Origin of the sequence: Lysinibacillus sp. FSL M8-0337 (assembly GCF_038593855.1) — a bacterium.
In the GTDB taxonomy this organism is placed as follows: Bacteria; Bacillota; Bacilli; order Bacillales_A; family Planococcaceae; genus Lysinibacillus; species Lysinibacillus sphaericus_D.
Window position 1 is genome coordinate 1,050,035 of record NZ_CP151996.1, and the last position, 18,065, is coordinate 1,068,099.

General features: G+C 38.1%; 21 protein-coding genes. All 21 read left to right on the forward strand.

The features are described from left to right. Nucleotides 1-4: 4 nt before the first annotated feature. The 21 genes from fliI (at nucleotide 5) to MKY08_RS04855 (ending at nucleotide 18,064) form a co-directional block, all read left to right on the forward strand. Nucleotides 5-1,330, forward strand: a complete 1,326-nt coding sequence (gene fliI, locus MKY08_RS04755) for a flagellar protein export ATPase FliI (RefSeq protein WP_069510775.1) — start codon at nucleotides 5-7, stop codon at nucleotides 1,328-1,330. A gap of 1 nt (nucleotide 1,331) precedes the next feature. Further along, complete coding sequence (gene fliJ / locus MKY08_RS04760) at nucleotides 1,332-1,781, forward strand: flagellar export protein FliJ (RefSeq protein WP_081327892.1); 450 nt, start codon at nucleotides 1,332-1,334, stop codon at nucleotides 1,779-1,781. 4 nt (nucleotides 1,782-1,785) lie between these two features. Then, nucleotides 1,786-2,394 (forward strand): hypothetical protein, encoded by a 609-nt coding sequence (locus tag MKY08_RS04765; RefSeq protein ID WP_069510136.1) that lies wholly within the window; start codon nucleotides 1,786-1,788, stop codon nucleotides 2,392-2,394. A 29-nt stretch (nucleotides 2,395-2,423) separates the two neighbouring features. After that, nucleotides 2,424-3,707, forward strand: a complete 1,284-nt coding sequence (locus tag MKY08_RS04770; protein WP_069510135.1) for a flagellar hook-length control protein FliK — start codon at nucleotides 2,424-2,426, stop codon at nucleotides 3,705-3,707. A gap of 3 nt (nucleotides 3,708-3,710) precedes the next feature. Beyond that, a complete protein-coding gene (gene flgD / locus MKY08_RS04775) occupies nucleotides 3,711-4,379 on the forward strand; it encodes a flagellar hook assembly protein FlgD (RefSeq protein ID WP_069510133.1) in 669 nt (222 codons plus the stop codon). Nucleotides 4,380-4,394: 15 nt separating this feature from the next. After that, nucleotides 4,395-4,766: a TIGR02530 family flagellar biosynthesis protein gene (locus MKY08_RS04780; RefSeq protein ID WP_024362029.1), complete on the forward strand. Its 372-nt coding sequence runs from the start codon at nucleotides 4,395-4,397 to the stop codon at nucleotides 4,764-4,766. An 85-nt stretch (nucleotides 4,767-4,851) separates the two neighbouring features. Then, nucleotides 4,852-5,799, forward strand: a complete 948-nt coding sequence (gene flgG / locus MKY08_RS04785) for a flagellar basal body rod protein FlgG (protein ID WP_069510131.1) — start codon at nucleotides 4,852-4,854, stop codon at nucleotides 5,797-5,799. Nucleotides 5,800-6,010: 211 nt separating this feature from the next. Then, nucleotides 6,011-6,232, forward strand: a complete 222-nt coding sequence (locus MKY08_RS04790; RefSeq protein WP_069510129.1) for a flagellar FlbD family protein — start codon at nucleotides 6,011-6,013, stop codon at nucleotides 6,230-6,232. After that, nucleotides 6,222-6,650: a flagellar basal body-associated protein FliL gene (fliL, locus tag MKY08_RS04795; RefSeq protein WP_069510127.1), complete on the forward strand. Its 429-nt coding sequence runs from the start codon at nucleotides 6,222-6,224 to the stop codon at nucleotides 6,648-6,650. The genes MKY08_RS04790 and fliL overlap by 11 nt, the downstream gene beginning before the upstream one ends. 33 nt (nucleotides 6,651-6,683) lie before the next feature. Continuing rightward, a complete protein-coding gene (gene fliM, locus MKY08_RS04800) occupies nucleotides 6,684-7,679 on the forward strand; it encodes a flagellar motor switch protein FliM (protein WP_069510125.1) in 996 nt (331 codons plus the stop codon). After that, nucleotides 7,672-8,904: a flagellar motor switch phosphatase FliY gene (gene fliY, locus MKY08_RS04805; RefSeq protein WP_069510123.1), complete on the forward strand. Its 1,233-nt coding sequence runs from the start codon at nucleotides 7,672-7,674 to the stop codon at nucleotides 8,902-8,904. Before fliM ends, fliY begins: the two co-directional genes overlap by 8 nt. A gap of 21 nt (nucleotides 8,905-8,925) precedes the next feature. Beyond that, nucleotides 8,926-9,288: a response regulator gene (locus tag MKY08_RS04810; RefSeq protein WP_004269288.1), complete on the forward strand. Its 363-nt coding sequence runs from the start codon at nucleotides 8,926-8,928 to the stop codon at nucleotides 9,286-9,288. A gap of 10 nt (nucleotides 9,289-9,298) precedes the next feature. Next, nucleotides 9,299-9,970: a flagellar biosynthetic protein FliO gene (locus MKY08_RS04815; protein ID WP_256093138.1), complete on the forward strand. Its 672-nt coding sequence runs from the start codon at nucleotides 9,299-9,301 to the stop codon at nucleotides 9,968-9,970. Next, nucleotides 9,967-10,632 (forward strand): flagellar type III secretion system pore protein FliP, encoded by a 666-nt coding sequence (fliP, locus tag MKY08_RS04820; RefSeq protein WP_024362022.1) that lies wholly within the window; start codon nucleotides 9,967-9,969, stop codon nucleotides 10,630-10,632. Before MKY08_RS04815 ends, fliP begins: the two co-directional genes overlap by 4 nt. Nucleotides 10,633-10,645: 13 nt before the next feature. After that, nucleotides 10,646-10,915: a flagellar biosynthesis protein FliQ gene (gene fliQ / locus MKY08_RS04825; protein WP_024362021.1), complete on the forward strand. Its 270-nt coding sequence runs from the start codon at nucleotides 10,646-10,648 to the stop codon at nucleotides 10,913-10,915. Nucleotides 10,916-10,919: 4 nt separating this feature from the next. Continuing rightward, nucleotides 10,920-11,696 carry a flagellar biosynthetic protein FliR gene (gene fliR / locus MKY08_RS04830; RefSeq protein ID WP_024362020.1) on the forward strand — a complete coding sequence of 259 codons (777 nt, stop codon included), beginning with the start codon at nucleotides 10,920-10,922 and terminating at the stop codon, nucleotides 11,694-11,696. Nucleotide 11,697: 1 nt separating this feature from the next. Further along, nucleotides 11,698-12,786: a flagellar biosynthesis protein FlhB gene (gene flhB, locus MKY08_RS04835; protein WP_069510119.1), complete on the forward strand. Its 1,089-nt coding sequence runs from the start codon at nucleotides 11,698-11,700 to the stop codon at nucleotides 12,784-12,786. A gap of 24 nt (nucleotides 12,787-12,810) precedes the next feature. Next, a complete protein-coding gene (flhA, locus tag MKY08_RS04840; protein WP_069510118.1) occupies nucleotides 12,811-14,844 on the forward strand; it encodes a flagellar biosynthesis protein FlhA in 2,034 nt (677 codons plus the stop codon). After that, the gene (gene flhF / locus MKY08_RS04845; protein WP_069510115.1) at nucleotides 14,841-16,037 is read left to right on the forward strand and encodes a flagellar biosynthesis protein FlhF; all 1,197 of its coding nucleotides are present in this window, start codon (nucleotides 14,841-14,843) and stop codon (nucleotides 16,035-16,037) included. Before flhA ends, flhF begins: the two co-directional genes overlap by 4 nt. Further along, nucleotides 16,034-16,909: a MinD/ParA family protein gene (locus MKY08_RS04850; RefSeq protein ID WP_024362016.1), complete on the forward strand. Its 876-nt coding sequence runs from the start codon at nucleotides 16,034-16,036 to the stop codon at nucleotides 16,907-16,909. Before flhF ends, MKY08_RS04850 begins: the two co-directional genes overlap by 4 nt. Beyond that, nucleotides 16,910-18,064: a chemotaxis response regulator protein-glutamate methylesterase gene (locus tag MKY08_RS04855; RefSeq protein WP_081327891.1), complete on the forward strand. Its 1,155-nt coding sequence runs from the start codon at nucleotides 16,910-16,912 to the stop codon at nucleotides 18,062-18,064. Nucleotide 18,065: the final 1 nt, after the last annotated feature.

The following is an 18,065-nucleotide window of genomic DNA, read 5'->3' on the forward strand; positions in this document are numbered from 1 at the left end:
CGACATGAAAACGGCTCAATTAATCGAACATATTCCAAATATACCGACTTTCAAAAAGTTTGGTAGAGTAACGAGAGTTGTCGGCTTAATGATTGAGTCGCAAGGTCCCGATAGTTCCATCGGTGATGTGTGTAAAATTCATGTTGAAACGTCAAAAAACGGTCATCAAATCATTTTAGCAGAGGTTGTTGGCTTCAAAGATGAAATTGTTGTTTTGATGCCTTATACCTCGCTTCGAGAAATATCGATTGGTTGCTTAGTAGAAGGAACAGGGGCACCGCTTGAAATTAAAGTTGGACCAGAGTTAATTGGGAAAGTTCTAGATTCAATGGGGAATCCTATTGATGGCACTTTGTTACCGAAAGGATTAATGTCTGTACCGACAGAACAAGACCCACCCAATCCCCTTACTCGTCCGCCTATTAACGAAAGACTTGAGGTTGGAGTAAAAGCAATTGATGGAATGTTAACTGTCGGCAACGGACAACGTGTAGGTATCTTCGCCGGCTCTGGGGTAGGTAAAAGTACATTACTAGGTATGATTGCGCGCAATACACAAGCTGATTTAAATGTCATTGCGTTAGTTGGAGAGCGTGGCCGTGAGGTGCGCGAATTTATTGAAAGAGATTTAGGATCTGAAGGGTTAAGCCGTTCAATCGTTGTGGCAGCTACGTCAGATCAACCTGCGCTAATGCGTATTAAAGGAGCATTTACTGCAACGGCCATTGCAGAGTACTTTAGAAATCGTGGCTTAAATGTCATGTTGATGATGGACTCCGTGACGCGTGTTGCAATGGCACAGCGGGAAATAGGGCTTGCAACAGGTGAACCCCCTGCTCAAAAAGGCTATACGCCATCTGTATTTGCGATTTTACCAAAATTATTAGAGCGCACTGGGACAAATGAAAAAGGTTCGATTACTGCCTTTTACACAGTATTAGTTGACGGTGATGATATGAACGAGCCTATTGCTGATACTGTGCGAGGTATTTTAGACGGACATATTGTACTTGACCGAAACCTCGCTAATAAGGGCCAATATCCTGCTATTAATGTGCTGAAAAGTGTCAGTCGTTTAATGAATCATGTGGCAGAGCCAGCGCATAAAAAAGCGGCCGAGCGTTTACGTGAGCTTTATTATACATATGACAAATCAGAGGACTTAATTAATATCGGTGCCTATAAGCGTGGGACATCCAAAGAGATTGATGAGGCCATTCATTATGAACCGCTCATTACGGCTTATTTAAAGCAAGGGTATTTAGATAAGGTGACGCTTGAGGAAAGTATGAATGAGTTGATTACATTATCGAACGGTGGTGGCAAGTAGGTTGGTAAGTTATATGTATCGTTTTGAAAAAGTGCTAACCATTCGAGAACAAGAAAAAAATGAAACTGAAATTGCCTATAAAGAATCTGTTCGTTCTTTTGAAGAGGTTGCAACAAAGTTGTATGACTTGCTGAAAAAGAAAGAGAATTTAATAGAATTTCAGCAAGAACGTTTAGTTGTAGGATCATCAATAGAGGAAATTCATCACTATGCTCGTTTTATTGATAGCCTTGAAAAGACTATTGCCGACGTACAACAAAAAGTTGTACAGGCACGTTCTAAAATGAATTGGTACGAAGAAAAACTATTAGAAAAAAACTTGGAAGTACGTAAATTTGAAAAAATGCGTGAAAAAGATTATAAGTCTTTTCAACAAGAACAAGATCGCATTGAGAGCATATTTTTAGATGAAATTTCTTCACTTACGTATTTCAAGAAAGAAATCAGGTGATTTCATGGCGAAAAAAGAAAACCGTATTAAAACTGAATTAGAAGTACAACAGCCACCACGTAAATCAGGAGGTTTCCAAAAGTTTTTTATATGGATATTAATACCTGTTATGTTCGTAGTAGCGGTGTTACTTGTTGTAGCAACGTTAATGAATACGAACGTCTTTGATTTAGGAAAAAAAGCAGTAAGTAGCTTACCTTTTGTTGAATCAGAGGCACAGCAAGCGAAAGATGCTGTTGTAATTGATGATTCCAAAGTTGTAAGTTTACAGGCAGAATTACAAGAAAAAGAAGCCGAAATAGCTCAATTGCAAAAAAAATTAGATGACACGACAACTGAGAAAGAAAAATTGTTGACGGAACAAGAGAAATTACAGTTTGAAATAGAAAAATTAAATCGAGAACAAGATGATGTGAAACGTGATTTCAATGATATTTTGTCTACTTTTGATAAGATGTCACCTAAAGCAGCAGCACCGGTGCTTATAAAAATGAGCGATGCACAGGCGTTGCGCATTTTATCAAGCTTAAAACCGGATAAGTTAGCAGCTATTCTAGAAAAAATGGAACCACAAGATGCTGCGAAATATACTGAACTGATGGCTAAACAATAAAAAAACAATTGAAAAGGAGGTGAAAAAACATGAATATTGCAATGTTGAATATGACGGCTTCTAAAGTAAATACTGCTTCGCCGAAAGCTGTGTCAGCTAGTAATGCTGAAGTAAAAACAAATGCAGGGACAGCTCAAGATAAAGTATCAAGATTTGGTTCTGTATTTGGACAAGTAGTAGCTTCAACGAACCAGCAAAATAACATATCACAAAGCAGTGAAACACAAGACAACGATAAGTTAGCTGAACTAGAGGAATTATTAAATACTCAATCTATCGAGGAATTGTTAGATTTGTTAGAAATTCCGCATGACGAAGGCTTGTTAATGCTTCAAATAGGGGAAGATGGCAAAGCAGTAGCTATGGATGAGATGTTGAATTTAGACAATTTAATGGCTGCATTGAATGTAGATAAAGAGCAACTTCAGAAATTGGTTCAACAACTTCTAGGGGAAGAACAGCAAGCGAGCGATGTATGGGAGCTACTCACTTTAGTAGACGCTCAAGCACCTGTGTTACAGACACAGTTGGTAGCTGCTTTACAAGGGGAAGGACAAGTAACGCCCGAAGAGGCTACAACCCTACTTCAAGTATTAAAACTAACACAATTGGTTGGACAAAAAACAGATTTAACAATGTCTCAAGAAAATAGCTTGTCAAACGTTCAACAATTTTTAACAACGTTGCAAACGCAAATTGAAACGATTCAAACTGCACAACAAGTTACCACAAAAACAACCGTTACATTGCCGTTGCAAGGTTTCCAACAAGTCATTCAGCAAGTACAAGTGACGAAACAAAGCGATACAAATGCTAATGAAATGGTGACAGCAAATACAGTACAAACAAAAGCAGATACATTCCAAGTAACTTTGCCAACAGCTAAGCCAGCTCAATCGGAAGCATTACTGAAAGAAATGCAGGCAATCATCAATAAAGCTCAAATTTCTAATGCGCAAGGGATTACACGTTTAACATTAAAATTATATCCTGAAAATCTTGGTACAATTCGAATCGAGCTTGTCCAAAATGACGGTGTTTTAACTGCGCGTCTACTAGCATCTACTGCGCACGGGCGTGAACTGCTTGACAGTCAAGCACATCAATTAAAGCAAGCATTTGTTCAGCAAAATATCCAAGTGGAGCGACTCGATATTGCACAGTCGTTGCAGGATGCTGATAGACAACAGCGAGATCAACACTTCTTTAACAACTTCTTTAAGCGACAACAGCAAGAAGAACAAGAGCAACAAAATGAGGATAACGAAGAGAGTATGTCCTTCCATGATTATTTAGAAATTGAGGAGGTGTAAACAGTGGCTGAAACGAAAATTACAAATGATCTTTACTATTCAAACTATAGTGCACCAACTAAACAAACGGGTAGTAGTGAGCTCGGTAAAGATGCATTTTTAAAGTTATTAATTACACAATTACAACATCAAGATCCAACAAATCCTATGGATGACCGAGAATTTATTGCTCAAATGGCGCAGTTCTCATCTTTAGAGCAAATGCAAAATATGACAAAGGCGATGGAATCATTACTGATGTCTCAACAACAATCGCAGCTTATGAACTATACATCATTTGTTGGCAAAGAAGTAAAATGGCATGAAATCACAAAAGAAGTGGATAAAGATAATAAGCCGATTGTAAAAGAAGGTTCAGGCGTTATCCAATCTTTAAAATTTGTTGATGGGGAAGCCGTGTTTGTATTAGCAGATGGTAAGGAAATCTATCCTGGAAACATCTCTGCCATTCTTGGTAATAAAGAAACGAGCACAGGTGAAAACAATACATCAACTGAATCACCGCTTGTGCAAGCGAGTAAGCTAATCGGCAAAAATGTTACGTACAAAGACGGGGAACAAGATGCACAAGGCAGAATCACTTCTGTATCTAATAAAGATGGCATTATTTATTACGAATTAGCAAATGGTAAAAAACTAGCAGGAAAAGAATTTACAGTAATAAGCGAATAAAGGTGGTGGAGAAAGATGGATAAATTTTCAATTCATCGTGTCCCATTGTATCCAACTATTCGCCAAAAGCAACCTACACCTACCAATACACAGCAATCGTTTAGTGCACATTTACATGAGGCGACGAACCAACAGGAGCTAAAAGTCAGTAAGCATGCTCATGAACGCATTAAAGAGCGTAATATCGCGATTACTGAACAGGAATGGCAGGTTGTATCTGACAAGGTATTTGAGGCACATTCCAAAGGTGTCAAACAACCATTAGTCTTGATGGATCAAGCAGCTTTAATTGTCAGTGCTAAAAATGCTACTGTTATTACAGCAATGGATCGCACGGAAGCAAAGCAACAACTGTTTACTAATATTGATGGCACAATCGTGCTTTAAGGCTGGACCTTCTTTAGTAAGGAAGCCTATGTGTTGCTGACTGACAGAGGCACACAATTCAAAAATGAAGGGAGAACGACAACTTATGTTACGTTCTATGTATTCAGGTATTTCAGGTCTTAAAAACTTCCAAACAAAGCTAGATGTTATTGGCAATAATATTGCCAATGTAAACACGTATGGATTTAAAAAAGGTCGCGTGATTTTCAAAGACATCCTATCTCAAACAAGCGGAGGTGCTTCAGCTGCAACACCTACTCGTGGTGGTACAAACCCTATACAAGTAGGTCTTGGTTCAACACTTGCAGCAATTGATACAGTTCACGGTTCTGGCTCACGTCAAACGACAAACCGCCCATTGGATCTTGCCATTCAAGGTGAAGGCTTCTTTATGGTAGCTGACTCTGTAACAAATACGGATGGTGTTGCAGAAAACTATACAAACGTTGTTTATACGCGTGCAGGTAACTTCTACATGGATAATGCAGGTTATTTAGTGAATGCAGAGGGGAAATATTTAGTTGGTCATGCCAATGATACATTGTATGAAACAGACTCAACTGAAAGTAATGCAGAAGCAGATAAAAATGCAAGCCCGCTGAATGGCATAACGGAGGATTTACTTGGAGAAAACGATACATTTACTTTTGACGGTAATAACCCAATTAAAATTCCAACAACTGCAAAAGAGGTGAGTATCGGTCCAGATGGAACGGTTGAATATGTGGATGCCAATGGATATAGACAATATGCAGGTCAAATTGTTATGGTTAAATTCCCTAATGCAGGTGGTCTTGAAAAAGTAGGTAGTAACTACTTCCAAGCAACTGCTAACTCTGGAGCACCTTATGGACAAATTGCTACAGTAGCAGGTATGGGGTCAATTACGGCAGGGGCACTTGAAATGTCCAACGTAGACTTATCTGAAGAATTTACTGAAATGATTGTAGCGCAACGTGGCTTCCAAGCGAATACGCGTATTATTACTACATCGGATGAGGTTCTTCAAGAATTAGTTAACTTAAAACGATAGTTTAGAAATTAGTTACTTCTAGTTTCGAAAGCTGCTATCTCATAGTTTTTAAGCCTTCAAGTATGCAATAGCCAAATAGATGCTAGTAATATAGCAGACCTTTGGATGATGGAACAAGAGGCTATACGTAGATGGCGTTCGAGCTATAAAACATAATTTTCAATATGAGGGAGGGTCGGGCCGGCTCTTGCGCTAGACCGGCCCTATTTCAATGATTGAACTAACACGACTAAATGGCAAAGCATTTACACTGAATGCTTTATACATAGAAACAGTCGAATCTTTCCCAGATACGACTATTACTTTAACAACAGGAACAAAAATTATTGTGTTACAGAGTGAAGATGAGGTGCGACAAAAGGCAGCAGCTTTTTATAACAATATACAAGTACTATCAAACCCGCATCTACGAGGTGAAGAAGATGAAGAATAATAAAGTGTTAACGATGATTATCATCGTACTAGTGGCGATTATACTTATTGGCGTTATTGCGTTTGTATTATTTACTCAATTCAATAAGCCGGCAGCATCACTTGAACCATCAATAGACGATATTGTAGAAGCCTCTGTTGATGTTCCTGAAATTATGACCAATCTTGCTGATAAAAGGGTTGTGCGCATGACGCTAAAAATCCAAACTTCTAGCAAGGACGCTGCAGAAGAGTTAAAGAAGCGTGATTTCCAAACGAATAATTTAATTATTCAAGAGCTTTCAGAAATGGAACAAAAAGATTTAGATGGCAAGCAAGGTAAAATAATGTTTGAAAAGGCAATAAAAACACAGTTAAATGAATTGATGCAAGAGGGAGAAATTCAACAAGTATATATTACCTCCTACATCTTTCAATAAAAATTAGAAACTGCTTGAAATGGAGGTGGGCAAATGGCAGGAGATGTGTTATCCCAATCTGAGATAGATGCGCTACTATCCGCAATCTCGACCGGAGAAATGTCAGCGGATGACATTAAAAAAGAGGACGAGGGGCGAAAGGTTAAAGTTTATGACTTTAAGCGAGCGTTGCGCTTCTCAAAAGATCAAATCCGAAGTTTGACCCGAATACATGAGAATTTTGCACGACTACTGACTACCTTCTTTTCTGCACAGTTAAGAAGCTATGTACAAATTACAGTAGCATCAGTAGACCAAATACCCTTTGAAGAGTTTGTTCGTTCAATTCCGAATATGACGCTCATTAATGTGTTTGAAGTGCCACCACTTGATGGTAATATATTGATGGAAATAAACCCGAACATTGCTTATTCGATGTTAGATCGTTTAATGGGTGGTAGTGGAGCAAGTCATAGTAATGTTGATAACTTAACAGAAATTGAAACAAAAATTATGACAAATCTCTTTGAACGCTCATTCGACAATTTACGCGAAGCATGGGAAAATGTTGCTGAAATCGACCCGATTTTAGTAGAGCTTGAGGTAAATCCTCAGTTTTTACAAATGATTTCACCAAATGAAACGGTAGTCGTAATTTCGTTAAATACGATTATTGGTGAGACAAGCGGTATGATTAATATTTGTATTCCGCATGTTGTTTTAGAGCCAATTGTACCAAATCTATCTGTTCGCTATTGGATGCAAACTAATACAAAAGAGATGTCACCAGAGCAAACAAAAATGCTTGAAACACGTGTTAAACAAGCTAAATTGCCTCTTTCTGTTGAGCTAGGCATTAGCGACATCACCATTGAAGACTTCTTAATGATGCAAGTCGGTGATGTCATTCAATTAGAACAAAAAATTGATGATCCACTGCTGCTGAAAGTAGGTACATTGCCTAAATTCACAGTACAACCCGGAAAACAGGGTAAAAAATTAGCAATCCAGATTATCGACCCTTTGAAAGGAGGAGACGAAGATGAGTGATGAAATGCTCTCCCAAGAAGAAATTGAAGCGTTATTAAGGGGCGAAACGTTGGACGATAGAATGAACGACAGCGAAGCTTCTACAAAAGAAGAACAAAATGAGGTAAGAGTAGAGGATTACCTTGATTCGTTTGCTCAAGATGCACTCGGTGAAGTTGGCAATATATCTTTTGGTAGTTCAGCTACTGCTCTTTCTGCGTTATTAGGACAAAAAGTAGACATTACTACCCCTAGTATTTCAATGATTAACCGCAATAAGTTAGAAGAGGAATTTCCTCATCCGTATGTAGCAGTACAGGTAGAATATACGATTGGTTTAACAGGTATGAACTTACTTGTAATTAAACAATCAGATGCTGCCATTATAGCTGATTTAATGTTAGGTGGGGACGGTTTAAACCCTAAGCCTGACCTAGGTGAGATTCAACTAAGTGCAGTACAAGAAGCGATGAATCAAATGATGGGTTCTGCGGCAACATCCATGTCGACAGTATTCAACAAAAAGGTGGATATTTCGCCACCGACAATCGATCTAATGAATATTTCTAAAAATGAAGGTCGAGACAATATTCCAGAGGACGATTTACTAGTAAAAGTTTCATTCCGACTTCGTATTGGTAATTTAATTGATTCGAACTTAATGCAATTATTACCACTTAAGTTTAGTCAAAATATTGTCAAATCATTATTAGGTGAAACAGAGGCGATTGCAGAGCCAGTTGCAGCTACAATTGCACCGGAAGCGCCAATTGCGCCACCACCAGTTCAACATACACCGCCACCAGCACAGCAACCGGCATATCAACAACCCGCTGCACCAGTGCAACAGCCGATGTATCAAGAGCAACCACCAATGTATCAAGAACAACAACAAATTCATACGCAACAAAGACCAGTTCAACCTGTAAATGTTCAGCAAGCACAGTTTGCTAGCTTTGATCCAAATGTAATCTCTCAATCTGAGGCTAGAAATTTAAATATGCTACTTGATATTCCATTGCAAGTTACTGTAGAGTTAGGACGTACGAAACGTTCTGTTAAAGAGATTTTAGAACTAGCTAGTGGATCGATTATAGAATTAGATAAATTAGCAGGGGAACCAGTTGATATTCTAGTAAATAGTCGTCTAATTGCCAAAGGCGAAGTTGTTGTTATTGATGAAAACTTCGGTGTCCGCATTACAGATGTTTTAAGTCAAGCAGAGCGTTTAAATAATTTAAGATAGTTTCAATTGGAGGAGTTAACCATGTCTAAAAGAATTTTGATTGTAGACGATGCTGCATTTATGCGCATGATGATCAAGGATATTTTATCCAAAAACGGATTTGAAGTTGTAGGGGAAGCTGCCGATGGTCTACAGGCTGTTGAAAAATACAACGAATTAAAGCCAGATTTAGTAACAATGGATATTACAATGCCTGAAATGGATGGTATTGCGGCTCTTAAAGCGATTAAAGGTACTGATCCAAGCGCAACAGTAATCATGTGTTCAGCAATGGGACAACAAGCGATGGTAATCGATGCAATTCAAGCTGGCGCGAAAGACTTTATTGTTAAGCCTTTCCAAGCTGATCGTGTAATTGAAGCGATTCAAAAAGCACTAGGATGATTTCATGCAAATGTTAAAATCATTTCGTGTCACGATGATTTTCGCATTTCTTGTAACCTTCCTATTTGTGTACCCACCAACAGTTTCTGTTCATGCAGATACCGATACAAATAGCATTGAGTATTGTATGAAAAAACCAGAGGAATGTAAGGATAATTCAGACCCAGCTGCGAAAGAAGATACAGTTGTTTCAGCAGCTGGAGATGTTTCTGCATGGGAATACATAAAAATGGTTTTGGCGCTTATTTTTGTTGTAGCTTTATTTTATGGGTTGATGAAGTTTTTAAATAAAAGAAATTTAACTTTTCAACGAAATCAAATGGTACAAAATTTAGGCGGTTTATCGTTAGGTGCGCAAAAGTCTGTTCAACTGTTGCAAATAGGTAAAACGATTTATTTAGTAGGTGTCGGTGAAGATGTCCAACTGATACGTGAAATTACCGATCCGCAGGAAGTTGAAGAGTTGTTAGCGCTCTATAACGAAAAACAGGAATTTGCGGCAACATCACCTTATATAGCAGAAGTAATTTCTAAGTTTAAGAGAAAAAATAAACAAAATTCATCAACAAATACACAACAAGATTCGTTTGGTGAACTTTTTGGAAAAAAAATCTCTGAAATTAAACAGGAGCGTAGTGAAGAATTAGAGAGATGGAAGCAAAAGGAGAATGATGATAAATGAATGATATAGTCAATTATTTTTCCAACAGCGACCCAACCAATGTCTCAACTTCTATTAAGCTCCTTTTATTATTAACTGTATTGTCACTTGCCCCGAGCATTTTAATTTTAATGACATCATTTGCGCGGATTGTCATTGTGCTCTCATTTGTGCGTACAGCGTTGGCGACACAACAAATGCCTCCTAATCAGGTTATTGTTGGACTTGCCTTATTTTTAACCTTCTTTATCATGGCTCCTACATTTCAAGAGGTCAATAAAGAGGCATTACAGCCACTATTTGCTGAAGAAATTGGGCTAGAAGAAGCATATGAGAAGGCAAGTGTGCCGTTTAAAGAGTTTATGAGTAAGCACACAAGGCAAAAAGATTTAGATTTGTTTTTACAATATAATAAGGCAGAAAAGCCAGCATCTGTAGAGGAAATTCCACTTACTATGCTAGTACCTGCTTTCGCACTTAGCGAAATTAAAACCGCTTTCCAAATTGGTTTTATGATATTTATTCCATTCCTTGTAATCGATATGATTGTTGCAAGTACGTTAATGTCGATGGGGATGATGATGTTACCACCGGTTATGATTTCATTGCCGTTTAAGATTTTATTATTTGTACTCGTCGATGGCTGGTACCTCGTAATGAAATCATTACTACAAAGTTTTTAGGGGATGATACAGTATGACAGGTGAAATGGTTATTTCAATAGCAGAGCGTGCCATTATGATTATCCTTCTAACAAGCGGACCGCTATTATTAGTTGCTTTAATCTCTGGTTTAGCGGTAAGTATATTTCAAGCAACCACTTCGATTCAAGAGCAAACATTAGCATTCGTTCCAAAAATCGTCGCAGTATTAGTGGCCATCGTTTTCTTTGGTCCGTGGATGTTATCACAAGTTACGAGCTATGCGAGAGACATTTTTGAGAATTTAACGCGTTATATAGGGTGAGTACATGAATGAACTAGTCCCTCAAATAACGGTATTCTTATTAGTACTAGTGCGCGTAACAGCTTTTTTTGTTACGGTACCTTTCTTTTCATATAGGACGATTCCGCAGAAAGTACGAATTTCCCTCGCATTCGTTTTAGCTTGGATGATGTATTATACAATAGACGTAGAGCCATTTCTTTTTAATGGTGATTACATACTTTTAGTGATGAAAGAAGCTGTTATTGGATTGTTATTAGGTCTAATAGGCTATATCATCATGTCGGCAATTCAAATTGCCGGAAGCTTTATCGATTTCCAAATGGGATTTGCCATTGCCAATATTATAGACCCACAAACAGGGGCGCAAAGTCCATTAATCGGTCAATTTTTCAATACATTGGCGTTGCTGTTCTTATTGGCGATTGATGGTCATCATATGATTTTAGATGGAATTTTCTATAGTTATCAGTTTTTACCTATAGATCAGGGATTTCCTAATTTCGCACAAGATGATTATATCCAGTTTGTCATGACAACATTTACTGCCGTCTTTGCCATTGCGTTTCAAATGGCAGCACCTGTTGTAGCAACGTTGTTTTTAGTGGATTTAGCACTTGGTATAACGGCAAAAACGGTGCCACAATTAAATATCTTTGTGGTTGGTTTTCCAATTAAAATTGGTGTCAGTTTTTTAGTGCTCTTCACAATGATGGCGGTTATGATACAAGTCATTCAAAAGTTGATTACGATTATGATTTACGGAATGCGCGATTTAATGGCGATATTAGGTGGTGGATAAGATGTTGCTACTACTGGACTTAGACTTACAGTTTTTTGCAGGTGAAAAAACAGAAAAGGCGACACCTAAAAAACGACAAGATGCTAGAAAAAAAGGGCAGGTCGTAAAGAGTCAGGACATATCCAGTGCGATTGTAATGCTCATGGTGTTTATCTTTCTATTATTCTTTGCAGGATCATTGCGAGACGATCTGTTAGCTTTTTTTAGGCAAACATTTATCCATAACGTACGTGTAGAAACACTTACGATTGACAGTGTAATGCATTTATTTACCGAAACATTGGTAGAAATGGCTTATGTCATTGTTCCGATAATGGCAATTGCGTTTGTAGGAGCCTTGGCAGGTAATTTTCTACAATTTGGTTTCTTATTCACATTAGAGCCGATGAAATTTGATTTGAAAAAGATGGATCCAATTAAAGGCTTAAAAAAAATCTTTTCTGTAAAAGCCATTGTTGAACTTATAAAGTCAATCTTAAAGATTTCCTTTATTGGTGGAGTTACAACAATTATCATATGGTCAAATTTACATGAAGTTTTAGCACTATCATTTAAAAGTCCGTGGGTGACCCTTGTTACAGTTGGTAAACTTGTTGGCATTATGGGAATTGCGGCTTCTCTTGTGTTACTGTGTGTATCCTTATTGGACTGGATGTATCAAAAACATGAGTATGAAAAAAATCTGAAAATGTCTAAACAAGATATTAAAGATGAATACAAAAATAGTGAGGGTGACCCGCTGATTAAATCAAAAATCAAGCAACGTCAGCGCGAAATGGCAATGCGTCGAATGATGTCAGAAGTGCCAAATGCTGATGTCGTGATCACTAACCCAACTCACTATGCAATCGCTCTAAAGTATGATGAGGACAGTATGGATGCCCCTCGTGTAGTGGCGAAGGGGACAGACTTTGTTGCTCAAAAAATTAAACTGATTGCGAAAGAACATGATGTCGTAATGGTAGAAAACAGACCATTAGCCAGAGCCATGTATGATCAGGTAGAAATAGGCGATCAGGTACCAGAACAATTTTTCAAAGCAATAGCTGAAGTACTCGCTTATGTTTATCGTATTAAGCGGAAAATTTAAAGCTTTTATGTAGGAGGGACACAAATGAAGGTTCGCGATATAGGGGTTTTAGGTGCGGTTATTTTAATCGTTGCGATGCTCATCATCCCTCTTCCTCCGTGGATGCTAAGTTTCTTAATCGTCATTAATATTACGTTAGGATTAATAGTACTTTTAACAGCAATGAGTATGAAGGAAGCATTAGATTTCTCTATTTTCCCTTCCGTTATTCTTCTGTTAACCCTGTTTCGACTTGGCTTAAGTGTTTCCACAACGCGTGCAATTTTAGCAAATGGAGATGCTGGATCAGTTGTTGAAACCTTCGGGGATTTCGTAGTTGGTGGGAATGTTCTCGTAGGTTTAGTAGTGTTTTTAATTCTTGTATTGATTCAGTTTATCGTTATTACAAAAGGGGCGGAACGTGTTGCAGAAGTAGCTGCTCGTTTCACACTCGATGCGATGCCTGGTAAACAAATGAGTATTGATGCGGATTTAAACGCAGGTGTAATATCTGAGCGAGAAGCACGTGAACGACGTGACAAAGTTGCGGGAGAAGCGGATTTCTACGGAGCGATGGATGGTGCTACGAAATTCGTAAAAGGGGATGCAATCGCCTCCATGGTGATGGTAATTATCAACTTATTATTTGGTATTATTATCGGTGTTGTACAAATGGGCTTACCATTTGCGGAAGCAGCAACCCATTTCTCAAAGCTAACGGTTGGTGATGGTATTGTTTCACAAATCCCTGCACTTCTTATTTCAACAGCAACAGGGATTGTAGTAACACGCGCATCCTCTAAAGGAAGTCTAGGAGAAGATATTACAGGACAACTATTCGCTCAAGCAAAGCTTCTTTATGTTGCTGGGGGTACTATTGTTTTACTTGGTTTATTCACACCAATTCCTAACTGGGTAACGTTACCAATTGGTATTTCACTTATTGCAGGTGCTTACATGATGGAACGTAAGAAACCAGAGGATGAGGAAGAATTACTTGAAATTGAGGAAGAAGTGGCAACAGACGGCATGAAGAGCCCTGAAAATGTTGTGAATTTATTAAATGTGGACCCAATTGAATTTGAATTTGGCTATGGCTTAATCCCACTAGTAGATGCAGCCCAAGGTGGGGACTTATTGGATCGCGTCATCATGATTCGACGCCAACTAGCATTGGAACTAGGGATTGTCATTCCAGTTGTTCGTATTCGTGATAATATTCAACTTCAGCCAAATGAATACCGCATAAAAATTAAAGGTAATGAAATGGCTCGTGGGGAGCTCCTACTCGATCATTATTTAGCGATGAGCCCTGGAGATGATGATTCAATCGAGGGTATTGATACTGTTGAACCGTCATTTGGTCTTCCTGCAAAATGGATTACAGAGCAAGTGAAAGAGGATGCCGAGATGTCTGGTTATACAGTTGTTGATCCACCGAGTGTTGTGTCAACACACCTAACAGAAATGATTCGAGCAAATGCGCATGAATTATTAGGACGTCAGGAAACGAAACAATTAATTGACCATTTACGTGAAACACATCCAATTTTAGTTGAAGAATTAACACCTGCACCATTATCTACAGGAGAAATCCAAAAAGTACTGGGCAAGCTTCTTCGAGAAAATGTTTCTGTACGTAACTTGCCAATTATTTTCGAAACATTAGCAGACTATGCAAAACTAACAAGTGATACCGATATATTAACAGAGTATGTTCGTCAGTCATTAGCTCGTCAAATTACCTCTCAATATGTAGGAGACAGCTCATCATTGAAAGTCATTACTGTATCGGGTAAAGTAGAGAAAATGATTGCAGATAGCATTCAGCAAACGGATCACGGCAATTATTTAGCGATGGATCCTCAAGATTCTCAAACGGTGCTAGAGACCATTGCATCAGAGGTTGAGCGTGTGTCCTTTATGGAACAATCTGCTATTATATTGTGCTCACCAGCTGTTCGTATGTATTTACGTCAGCTGACAGAACGCTATTTCCCGCAGATTCCGGTATTATCTTATAATGAACTTGATGCTTCTATTGAAATTCAAAGTGTTGGGGTGGTGAATGTTGAGTGAAAATGAAAAAATATTATGCATCTTCCATACCAGAAGCAATGAAGCTTGTGCGTGCTGATTTAGGCGACGATGCTGTCATTTTGAATTCAAAAGTAGTCGTAACAAAGAAACTTTTTGGGCTTGTTAAAAAGAAAAGTTTTGAAGTTGTTGCAGGGATTGACACGATGGAGCCAAGCAATACGGCTCCAACAGCACCTGCAAGTATGCCTATGATTCCTGCTAAAAAAGAAAATGCTAGTTTACTAGAGATTACGAATGCTGTGCAAGCTATTCAACATGCTCAGCCTAAGCAAGAAATAACTTTGCAAGATGAGTCAGGTATGTCTGAAGAACTGAGGAAGGAAATTGCAGATTTAAAATCATTAATGCAATCAATGCACAAGAAGGCTACCCAAGCTCAATATCCCGATGAACTCTTATCCTTCATTGAATACTTAAGACAGCAAGAGCTAAATGAGGAGCTCATCACAACGATTGGTGATGAGCTTTTTGCGCATTTCAAAGAAGCTTCAGAAATCAATTTTTCACAATGCAAGCTAATTGCCAAAAACTTGTTGCGTAAAAAACTAGAAGGGTTGCCGATTGCAGGCCTATCCTATGAACGGAAATATATTAATGTGCTAGGACCAACGGGTGTCGGCAAGACAACGACAATTGCTAAAATGGCAGCTCGAGCAGTTTTAGAGAAAAAGAAAAAAATAGGCTTTATTACTACAGATACATACCGAATTGCTGCCATTGAGCAGTTAAAAACGTATGCGGGCCTATTACAAGCGCCTGTTGAAATTGCTTATAATTCGACAGATTACGAACAAGCTGTGCAACGATTGTCCCATTTAGATTTAGTCTTTATTGATACTGCGGGCCGCAATTATAAGGAAGCAAAATATGTAGACGATTTACAGCGTCTTATTAAGTTTGATGATCAAGCTGAATCCTTTCTAGTACTTGCTATGACGGCAAAAGAAAGGGATATGACCAATATTATTGAGCAATTTAAAAGTGTTCCAATTGAAAAATTTATTTTTACGAAGATTGATGAAACAAATTCTATTGGCACAATGATTAATTTAATGATTAAATATAATAAAGGACTTGCTTACTATACCAATGGTCAAGAAGTACCAGAAGATATTGAAGAAGCTGATTTAGAAGCAGTGCTTAATATGTTTTTCCAAGGTGAAGAAAAATGAGAGATCAAGCAGAAACATTACGCTTGAAAATGCTGAAACGGCAAGGTGAATTAGGTAAAACAATTGCCGTTGTTAGCGGTAAGGGTGGAGTTGGTAAAAGTAACTTTTCAATGAACTTTGCAATTAATTTAGCGAGTAAGGACAAAAAAGTAGCAATTGTAGATATGGATATTGGGATGGGGAATATCAATATATTAATTGGAAAAAATGTTTCTTATAGTTTAAAAGATTACTTAGAAGGAAATAAATCACTAGATGAGGTAATATTTGAAGGGCCACATGGTTTACAATGTATTGCTGGTGGCTCTGGTATGTCGAGTGTACTGGAATGGTCGGAGGCCATGTTTGAGAGACTGATTCATGCTTTTGAACAACTCCAAAAAAACTTCGACTATATCCTATTTGATATGGGAGCAGGCGCGACAAAATGGTCATTAGAGTTATTAACATCTATTGATGAAATTATAGTTATTACAACAGCTGAACCAACCTCTATTACAGATGCCTATTCGATGATGAAATATATTCATGTTCGTGATATGGATAAGCAATTTTATTTACTTTGTAATCGTGCTTTTTCTAAAGAAGAAGGTATTGAAACGATTGAACGTTTAAAGCTTACAATGAAACGTTTTCTAGACAAAGAGGTTATAGTATTGGGTTCCTTACCTGAGGACCCTGTTGTGCGTAATGCTGTGCGCGAGCAAGTACCATTTTCAATCGCATATCCAGAAGCACTTATTTCTAAAACACTTCAACTGATAGTGGCTCGGTTTATGGAACAACGTATGGAGGAAGTGCATGCACATGAACAGTCAGCAAGTAAATTCTTATCTAAACTTAGAAGTATTTTTTCGAAAGGGCGTGATTAATTGGACTTTGTACATAAAAGCAAGCTTTTAGTCGTTGATGATTCTGCTTTTATGAGAAAGCTAATTAGTGACTTTTTTGTTGGAAACTCGAGGGTTGAAGTAGTTGGAACAGCACGAAATGGAAAAGATGCGATTAAGAAAATCCAAACATTAAAACCAACAGTCGTGACAATGGATATTGAAATGCCTGAAATGAATGGACTCGATGCATTAAATGAAATTATGACAATTTGTCCAGTGCCTGTCGTCATGCTTTCGAGTACAACCCAGCGAGGGGCTGAAAATGCACTAACTGCGATCGAGTATGGAGCAGTTGATTTTGTTGCGAAACCTAGCGGAACAATTTCTCTTGATTTACATAAAATCCAATCTGAACTTGTCCATAAAGTTGAACAAGCTTCGTTGGTACCTATTTCTAAATTGAAAAAACCATCAATTAGCAAAAGACAACAAGAACCAATTGTATCGCCTACTTCAGTAAGAAAAGAATTGTCGAAGGAACGTAAAGTTATACCTCCAGTCAATGTGAACGCAACAGGTACGAATGTCACTAAGGGACATATTGAATGGAGTAAAGTTAGTAAAAAAATTGTGTTGATTGGGACATCTACTGGTGGACCGCGTGCACTACAAGAAGTAATTACTAAAATTCCAAAAACAATTCAAGCGCCAATTCTTATTGTTCAACATATGCCAGCGGGCTTTACAAAATCGCTGGCTTCCCGCTTAGACCAATTGAGCGAGATTACGGTAAAAGAAGCAGAGCAAGGCGATATTTTACAAAATGGCGTGGCCTATATCGCCCCTGGAGGATACCATTTAAGGTTAAGAAAAGTTGGTACCTCATTTGGCATCGTGCTAGATAATCACGAACCACCACGTTCTGGCCATCGCCCATCTGTAGATGTGATGTTTGAAGATGTAAGTCAATTTAAAGATTTTGATAAGGTAGCAGTCATTATGACAGGTATGGGCTATGATGGTTCGAAGGGACTGAAAGCATTAAAAAATACCGGAAATGTGGTTGCTATTGCAGAGTCAGCTGAAACTTGCATAGTGTATGGTATGCCGAAAGCTGCGGTGGAAACGCAGCTTGTCGATGAAGTCGCTGATGTAGATGATATTGCACAAACAATTATGAAATATTTGCCTTAAA

What these genes read in the sequence shown, in the direction of transcription:
- fliI (WP_069510775.1), top strand. Translation starts at nt 5, where the DNA reads ATGAAAACGGCTCAATTAATCGAACATATTCCAAATATACCGACTTTC.
- MKY08_RS04765 (WP_069510136.1), top strand. Translation starts at nt 1,786, where the DNA reads ATGGCGAAAAAAGAAAACCGTATTAAAACTGAATTAGAAGTACAACAG.
- MKY08_RS04770 (WP_069510135.1), top strand. Translation starts at nt 2,424, where the DNA reads ATGAATATTGCAATGTTGAATATGACGGCTTCTAAAGTAAATACTGCT.
- MKY08_RS04780 (WP_024362029.1), top strand. Translation starts at nt 4,395, where the DNA reads ATGGATAAATTTTCAATTCATCGTGTCCCATTGTATCCAACTATTCGC.
- flgG (WP_069510131.1), top strand. Translation starts at nt 4,852, where the DNA reads ATGTTACGTTCTATGTATTCAGGTATTTCAGGTCTTAAAAACTTCCAA.
- MKY08_RS04790 (WP_069510129.1), top strand. Translation starts at nt 6,011, where the DNA reads ATGATTGAACTAACACGACTAAATGGCAAAGCATTTACACTGAATGCT.
- fliL (WP_069510127.1), top strand. Translation starts at nt 6,222, where the DNA reads ATGAAGAATAATAAAGTGTTAACGATGATTATCATCGTACTAGTGGCG.
- fliM (WP_069510125.1), top strand. Translation starts at nt 6,684, where the DNA reads ATGGCAGGAGATGTGTTATCCCAATCTGAGATAGATGCGCTACTATCC.
- fliY (WP_069510123.1), top strand. Translation starts at nt 7,672, where the DNA reads ATGAGTGATGAAATGCTCTCCCAAGAAGAAATTGAAGCGTTATTAAGG.
- MKY08_RS04810 (WP_004269288.1), top strand. Translation starts at nt 8,926, where the DNA reads ATGTCTAAAAGAATTTTGATTGTAGACGATGCTGCATTTATGCGCATG.
- MKY08_RS04815 (WP_256093138.1), top strand. Translation starts at nt 9,299, where the DNA reads ATGTTAAAATCATTTCGTGTCACGATGATTTTCGCATTTCTTGTAACC.
- fliP (WP_024362022.1), top strand. Translation starts at nt 9,967, where the DNA reads ATGAATGATATAGTCAATTATTTTTCCAACAGCGACCCAACCAATGTC.
- fliQ (WP_024362021.1), top strand. Translation starts at nt 10,646, where the DNA reads ATGACAGGTGAAATGGTTATTTCAATAGCAGAGCGTGCCATTATGATT.
- fliR (WP_024362020.1), top strand. Translation starts at nt 10,920, where the DNA reads ATGAATGAACTAGTCCCTCAAATAACGGTATTCTTATTAGTACTAGTG.
- flhB (WP_069510119.1), top strand. Translation starts at nt 11,698, where the DNA reads ATGTTGCTACTACTGGACTTAGACTTACAGTTTTTTGCAGGTGAAAAA.
- flhA (WP_069510118.1), top strand. Translation starts at nt 12,811, where the DNA reads ATGAAGGTTCGCGATATAGGGGTTTTAGGTGCGGTTATTTTAATCGTT.
- MKY08_RS04850 (WP_024362016.1), top strand. Translation starts at nt 16,034, where the DNA reads ATGAGAGATCAAGCAGAAACATTACGCTTGAAAATGCTGAAACGGCAA.